The 7194-nt window shown below is 60.3% G+C and carries 5 protein-coding genes; all 5 read left to right on the top strand.

The window, feature by feature from the left end:
* The first annotated feature begins 129 nt into the window (after positions 1-129).
* From I9188_RS19770 to I9188_RS19790, 5 genes are read left to right on the top strand one after another with little or no spacing between them, the layout of a single operon-like run.
* Positions 130-1371 carry an aminotransferase class V-fold PLP-dependent enzyme gene (locus tag I9188_RS19770; protein WP_209508191.1) on the top strand — a complete coding sequence of 414 codons (1242 nt, stop codon included), beginning with the start codon at positions 130-132 and terminating at the stop codon, positions 1369-1371.
* Between the two features lie 15 nt (positions 1372-1386).
* Positions 1387-2586, top strand: a complete 1200-nt coding sequence (locus tag I9188_RS19775; RefSeq protein ID WP_209508189.1) for a malate--CoA ligase subunit beta — start codon at positions 1387-1389, stop codon at positions 2584-2586.
* Positions 2583-3470 carry a succinate--CoA ligase subunit alpha gene (gene sucD / locus I9188_RS19780; protein WP_209508187.1) on the top strand — a complete coding sequence of 296 codons (888 nt, stop codon included), beginning with the start codon at positions 2583-2585 and terminating at the stop codon, positions 3468-3470. The genes I9188_RS19775 and sucD overlap by 4 nt, the downstream gene beginning before the upstream one ends.
* Positions 3470-4441 carry a D-glycerate dehydrogenase gene (locus I9188_RS19785; RefSeq protein WP_209508185.1) on the top strand — a complete coding sequence of 324 codons (972 nt, stop codon included), beginning with the start codon at positions 3470-3472 and terminating at the stop codon, positions 4439-4441. Before sucD ends, I9188_RS19785 begins: the two co-directional genes overlap by 1 nt.
* Positions 4441-7071, top strand: a complete 2631-nt coding sequence (locus tag I9188_RS19790; protein ID WP_209599726.1) for a phosphoenolpyruvate carboxylase — start codon at positions 4441-4443, stop codon at positions 7069-7071. The genes I9188_RS19785 and I9188_RS19790 overlap by 1 nt, the downstream gene beginning before the upstream one ends.
* Positions 7072-7194 lie beyond the last annotated feature (123 nt).

The raw sequence follows: 7194 nt of genomic DNA on the forward strand, positions 1-7194 counted from the left end.
GCCCCATCCTATTAGCCATCCAAAAGCAGTAGTAAGTTACGTTGCGTCATAGGGCAAGCTCGCGTTTCCTGCTCGGCAACTTGACACAACGGGCCGCAATGCCCGGCCAACAGCCGAGGATGCCAGACCATGACTTTTCAGATTTTCCCTCCGCTCGAAATCCCCCAAACCCTTGCTGCGGGGCCGGGGCCGGGTAACACGGATGCCCGCGTCCTCAAGGCCTTTGCCAATGCAGGCGTTGCCGATCACATGCAGGGGGACGTCCTTAGAGGGATGGTCGAATGCAAACACATGCTTCGGAAAATCTGGGGTACCCAAAACGCCTATACCTTTGCTGTTGCCGGCACCGGTTGGAGCGCCCTGGACACCATGTTTTCAGCTGTCATGCCAGGCGACAAAGTCGTTGCTTTTGCCAACGGCACATTCTCGGGGATCGACGCGCTGACCCTGCGGATCAAGGCGGCGACGCCCGAAGAACATGCCGCCAACCCGATGGCGCCTCAGGCTGCCAGCGTCACCGTGATCGAGGTTCCGCACGGCCAGCCGGTCACCGGTGATCTGGTCGAGGCGACGCTGGCGCAGCACAAACCGAAATGGGCTTTCATGGCGCATTGGGAAACCGGATCGGGTCGCATCAATGACCTGCGCGGATTTTCCGACGCGTGCGAACGTCATGACGTGATGGGTCTGATTGATGCGGTGTCGTCTCTGGGCGTCGATGACTTCTCGATAGACGATTTTCCGGGCATCGCCGGATGGGCGTCCTGCCCGCAGAAAGGTCTGTGTTGCCTGCCGCTGACCTATGCCCCAGTCAGCTTTACCGACGCCTATATCGCGTCACTCAGAACCACCGGCGCTTATACCTATGTGCACAATCCCATCTTTGAGGCCCGCCATTGGGGTATTGTCGATGGGCAGGATGTTGAAAAGGGTACCTATCACCGCACCCATTCGGGCTACGCCGTTGCGGCCTTCCATGAATCCCTGCGCCTGACCCTTCAGGAAAGTCTGGCCAAGCGGTCCGCGTCGTACAGGACACACGAGAAAGTACTGCGGGACGCCGTCACCGAAATGGGCTGCGAGGTCACCTCCGACATGCCCAGCCTGATCGTGCTGAACCTGCCCCCGGATCTGGCTGGCCGCGAGATGGAACTGGTCCAGAACTGCCGCGCGCGCGGGTTTGGCATCTGGCCGACGCTCAGCGAACCCGTGCAGGTGCGCATCGGCATCCTCAACCAATTGAACCGCGACGCCGTCAGCCGGATCGTGCGCCTGTTCGCCGAAGCCATCCGAGAGTTGGGCGGAACGGTCAATCAAGACGCAATCGAAGACCTGCTGGAAAGCCGTTACGGCACCTCAATCGCTGCATAAACAGGAGCGGATCAGATGGATATTCACGAATACCAGGCAAAGGAAATTCTTTCGAATTTCGGTGTCGCCATACCATCCGGCGCACTGGCCTACAGTCCGGAACAAGCGGCCTACCGGGCGCGTGAGCTGGGCGGTGACAAATGGATCGTCAAGGCGCAGGTCCATGCAGGCGGTCGCGGCAAAGCCGGAGGCGTCAAGCTGTGCAACACCGAAAACGAGATCTATCAGGCCTGCGATGATTTGTTTGGCCGCAAGCTGGTCACGCATCAGACCGGCCCCGAAGGCAAAGGCATCTATCGCGTCTATGTCGAAGCCGCCGTGCCGATTGACCGCGAGATCTATCTGGGTTTTGTCCTCGACCGGTCCAGCCAAAGGGTGATGATCGTGGCCTCGTCCGAGGGCGGGATGGAGATCGAGGATATCTCGGCTGACCGCCCGGAAAGCATCGTCCGCTCCATCGTGGAACCGGCGGTTGGGCTTCAGGAATTTCAGGCGCGCGAGATCGCATTCAACCTGGGGCTTGAACCCAGGCTGATCCAGCAAATGGTGCGTACATTGCAAGGCTGCTACGCCGCCTTTAGCGAGCTGGACGCGACAATGGTCGAGATCAACCCTTTGGTCATCACGGGTGACGACCGGGTTCTGGCGCTTGACGCCAAGATGAGCTTTGACGACAACGCCCTGTTCCGCCATCCGCAAATCTCTGAACTGCGTGACAAAAGCCAGGAAGACCCGCGCGAAAGCCGCGCGGCCGACCGCGGACTGTCTTATGTCGGGCTGGACGGAAACATCGGCTGCATCGTCAACGGCGCTGGTCTGGCGATGGCCACGATGGACACGATCAAGCTGGCTGGTGGCGAACCTGCAAATTTCCTCGACATCGGGGGTGGCGCGTCGCCTGAACGGGTGGCCAAGGCGTTTCGTCTGGTCCTGTCAGACGATAATGTTCAGGCCATTCTGGTCAACATCTTCGCCGGTATCAACCGCTGCGACTGGGTGGCCGAAGGCGTCGTTCAGGCCCTGCGGGAACTTGACCTCGACCTGCCCGTCGTCGTGCGGCTGGCTGGAACAAATGTCGAAGAAGGTCAGAAGATTTTGGCCAAGTCCGGCCTGCCGATCATTCGCGCCTCAACGCTGATGGAGGCGGCAGAACGCGCTGTTGGCGCATGGAAAAACGACCTTACTCAAGGCACCAAGATGAGGGCTGTGAAATGAGCATTCTTCTCGACCGTGACTCGCGCGTTATCGTGCAGGGCATCACCGGCCGCATGGCCCGGTTCCATACCAAGGACATGTTGAACTATGGCACCAATGTCGTGGGCGGTGTCGTACCCGGCAAAGGTGGCGAAACCGTCGAAGGTGTTCCGGTCTTTGACACCGTCAAACAGGCCGTCGAGGCGACCGGCGCGGATGCCAGCCTTGTTTTCGTACCCCCGCCATTTGCGGCGGATTCAATCATGGAAGCCGCAGATGCCGGTATCCGCTACTGCGTCTGTATCACCGACGGGATTCCGGCGCAGGACATGATCCGGGTGAAGCGGTACATGTACCGCTATCCGAAAGAGAAACGCATGGTGCTGACCGGGCCGAACTGTGCCGGTACGATCTCGCCCGGAAAGGCGCTGCTGGGCATCATGCCGGGCCACATCTATCTGCCCGGCCATGTCGGCATCATCGGCCGCTCGGGAACGTTGGGCTACGAGGCTGCGGCGCAGCTGAAAGAACGCGGCATCGGTGTCTCGACCAGTGTCGGGATTGGTGGCGACCCGATCAACGGGTCATCTTTCAAGGACATCCTACAGCGGTTCGAAGAGGACGAGGACACCCATGTCATCGCCATGATCGGCGAGATCGGCGGCCCGCAGGAAGCTGAAGCAGCCGAGTACATCCGCGACCACATCACCAAACCGGTGATTGCTTATGTCGCGGGTCTGACCGCCCCGAAAGGCCGCACCATGGGCCACGCGGGTGCGATCATTTCGGCCTTTGGCGAAAGCGCCAGCGAAAAGGTCGAGATCCTGTCCGCCGCCGGGGTGACCGTTGCCGAAAACCCCGCGGTGATCGGTGAAACAATTGCCCGTGTGATGGAGGCCGCGTGATGGTCAAACCCTCGGTTCTTGTGACCCGTCGCTGGCCTGCCGCCGTCGAGGCGCAGCTGGCCGAGAATTACAACGCTGTTCTGAACACCGGGGACAAGCCCATGTCCCCGGCAGATATCCGGCTGGCGCTGAAGTCCTACGACGCGGTGCTGCCCACCGTCACCGACACGCTCAGCGCCGAGGCGCTGGATGTACCCGGTGCACAGACAAAGATCCTTGCCAATTACGGCGTTGGCTACAGCCACATCTGCGAACCGTCGGCGCGTGAGCTGGGCATGACCGTGACCAACACGCCCGATGTTCTGTCCGAATGCACCGCCGATATCGCCATGACCCTGCTGTTGATGGTGGCGCGGCGCGCAGGCGAGGGTGAGCGCGAGCTGCGGTCCGGCAACTGGACCGGATGGCGGCCCACACATCTGGTTGGAACCAAGGTCAGCGGCAAAACGCTTGGCATTATCGGCTATGGCCGCATCGGGCAAGAGATGGCCCGCCGTGCGCATCATGGCTTTGGTATGGACATCCTCGTCTACAACCGCAGTCAGATAGCGCCGGATGTGCTGGCCAGGTGCAATGCAACGCAGGTGGCCTCGATTGACGACTTGCTGCCGCAATGCGACTTCGTCTCGCTGCATTGCCCCGGTGGGGCTGCCAACAGGCATCTGATCAACGCGCGCAGACTGGGCCTGATGAAGCCTGACGCCTTTCTGATCAACACCGCGCGCGGTGAGGTGATCGACGAATGGGCGCTGATCCAGGCCCTGATGTTCGAGATGATCGGCGGGGCCGCGCTGGACGTGTTCGATGGTGAACCCCGTATCAGCCCGGACCTGCTGCAATGCGACAACCTCGTGATGCTGCCACATCTGGGCAGCGCCACCCGCGAAGCGCGCGAGGCAATGGGGTTTCGGGTTCTCGACAACCTGAATGATTTCTTTGAAGGCCGCGAACCCCGGGACCGCGTGATCTGATGCAGGCGCTGGCCCCGAATATTCTGCCCACCCCCAACCCCTCGAGCTATGCCGAAGGGTTGCGCTCGGAATTGCGGGCGTTGTGGCGGAATATATTGCTGAAACGGGCGCCACATGTGGCGGCATGGGCCGAGGCCACGCCGCTGCAACCCATTCCCACGGGACCCGAGGCAACGCCGTATTTGCAGGCCCTTTCGATCTGGTTCCAACTGTTGCGCATCATCGATGAAAACGCCGAAGTTCGGGATCGTCGACTGACCGAAACCCAAAACGGCGCAGAAGCGGTAGAAGGCGGTTTTGCCGAAGCCCTGACAGACTTGTCGCTGACGTACAGTCAGGTGGTAAAGCTGACCGCTGACCTGTGTACCGGTCCCACCCTGACCGCGCATCCGACCGAGGCCAAGCGGGTAACGGTTCTGGAAATTCACCGGCGTATCTACCGCAACCTCGTCAGTCTTGAAACGCACCGCTGGACTCCGACCGAACACGCCGAATTGTTGAATGGTCTGGAGGGAGAGATTGATCTCTTGTGGCTGACCGGTGAACTTCGCCTGTCGCGCCCAAGCCTGCACGATGAGATCGAATGGGGGTTGCAGTTCTTCCGCGATGCAATCTTTGACGCCGTGCCGCAGGTTATGTGTCGCTTCGATCAGGCCTGCCTGCAAGTGCTGGGCCGTACGCTGAGCGAAACACCCGATATCCGCTTTCACAGCTGGATCGGTGGCGACCGGGATGGCAACCCGAATGTCACGACCGAGATGACCGCATTGGCGCTGAAACGCGGTCGCGAAACAGTTCTGGATCTTTACCGCCAGGCTCTCGAACGTGCTGCGGGCAGGTTGAGCATCAGCGCACTGATATTGCCCTTACCTGAGCCTGTCAGGACGCAAGTACAAGCGATAGTTGACCGGGCCCCGACCGCCGGGCGCAATCGGAACGAACCATTCCGGCAAGCACTCAATGCCATTCGTTATCGGCTGACAAACAACGGATATGATCACATCTCGCAATTCGTGGGCGATCTCGACACGCTTGATACCGCTTTATGTGCGGTCAACGCGGATATTCTGGCGCGGCAGCACATCCGTCCGCTGCGTCGGGCCGCTTCGGTTTTTGGGTTCCGGACCACAACGCTGGACATCCGCCAGAATTCGACCGTCACAACCGATGTTCTGGCCGAAGTCTGGTCGCATTCCGGACAGGCGCCGGTTTACGGCACAGCCGAATGGTCAGCCCGCTTGCGAACCGAACTGGCGGATCAGAACCTGCCCTATCAAAACCGCGACGCGTTAAGCGATCAGGCGCGGGAGCTGCTTGCTCTTCTGGCTCTGGTCTATAGCGTTCGATCGGGACCGGACCCCAGGGCAATAGGGCCCTTCATCCTGTCCATGACCCGTTCGGACGACGATATTCTCGGCATCTACCTGTTGGCCCGCTATGCCGGGTTTGGGTCTGAAACTCTGGATCTTTCGGTAGTCCCATTGTTCGAGACGATTGCCGATTTGCGAAATGCCCCATCGATCCTGCTGGACGTTCTGGCTGTTCCGCTTGCCCGTCGCAGCCTCAAAACCGACGGTCGGGTAATCGAGGTGATGCTGGGATATTCGGACAGCGGCAAGGACGGGGGCTATTTCTGCTCAACATGGGAGTTGGAGCGCGCCCAACGCCGGATCGTCGCGGCGCTGGCTTCGCAAGGTTTCAAGGCCACGTTTTTCCATGGTCGCGGCGGCTCGGTCAGCCGGGGCGGTGCACCGACCGGACGCGCCATCGCAGCGCAACCCAGTGGAACAGTTGCCGGGCGGCTGCGCGTGACCGAACAGGGCGAGGTGGTTTCGGCCAAATATGCCAACCGGGGCACGGCTGCGGCGCATCTGGAGTTGTTGCTGTCAAGCACGATGCGCCATACGGCGACCCCTGACGAGGCGCCTTCACGGCCTGAATTCGATGACGCATTGGATGCTTTGTCAGAGTTGTCACAGACAGCCTATGTCTCGCTTTTGCAGATGCCGGGTTTTCTGGACTATTTCCAGCAGGCGAGCCCTGTCCAAGAACTTGCCCGCCTGAAAATGGGGTCCCGTCCGACCCGTCGGTTCGGCGCGGCCAGCCTGGATGACCTGCGGGCCATTCCATGGGTCTTTGCGTGGTCGCAGAACCGTCACCTGATTACTGGTTGGTACGGGTTCGGCACCGCCATGGCCAGTTTTCGCAAGTTTCGCGGCGCGCGCGGTGATGACGTGTTGCACGACATGTTTCGACACTCCCGCCTGTTCCGCCTCGCCGTCGATGAGATGGAAAAATCGCTCTATCAGACGGATATGGGAATCGCAGCGCAGTATGGCGAATTGGTCTCTGATATCGAGATCCGCCAACGTGTATCGCAGGTGATCAAGGCGGAATACGATAGTGCCTGCAAAGCGATCCGGTTTCTGACCGGTGGTCAGGTCATCGGCCATCGCTTTCCCCGCCTTTGCGAGAGGTTTGACCGCAAACAGGCCGAATTGGCCCGCATTCATGCTCTTCAGGTCGAACTGCTGCAACACGCCCGCAACGAACCGCAGGCAGGGTCAGTTCCCGTGCCCCTGCTGCAATCCATGAATGCCATTTCCGCTGGTCTTGGCTGGACCGGCTAACCATTTTCAGGAGACCAAAACTGTGAACGCCCCGCATCGAACAGATGGATTTTTCACCCAGTCCTTGTCGGACCGCGACCCTGAGCTTTTTGGCTCGATCCGGTCTGAGCTGGGTCGTCAGCG

The organism is Ruegeria sp. HKCCSA071 (assembly GCF_017872555.1).
Lineage (GTDB): Bacteria > Pseudomonadota > Alphaproteobacteria > Rhodobacterales > Rhodobacteraceae > Ruegeria.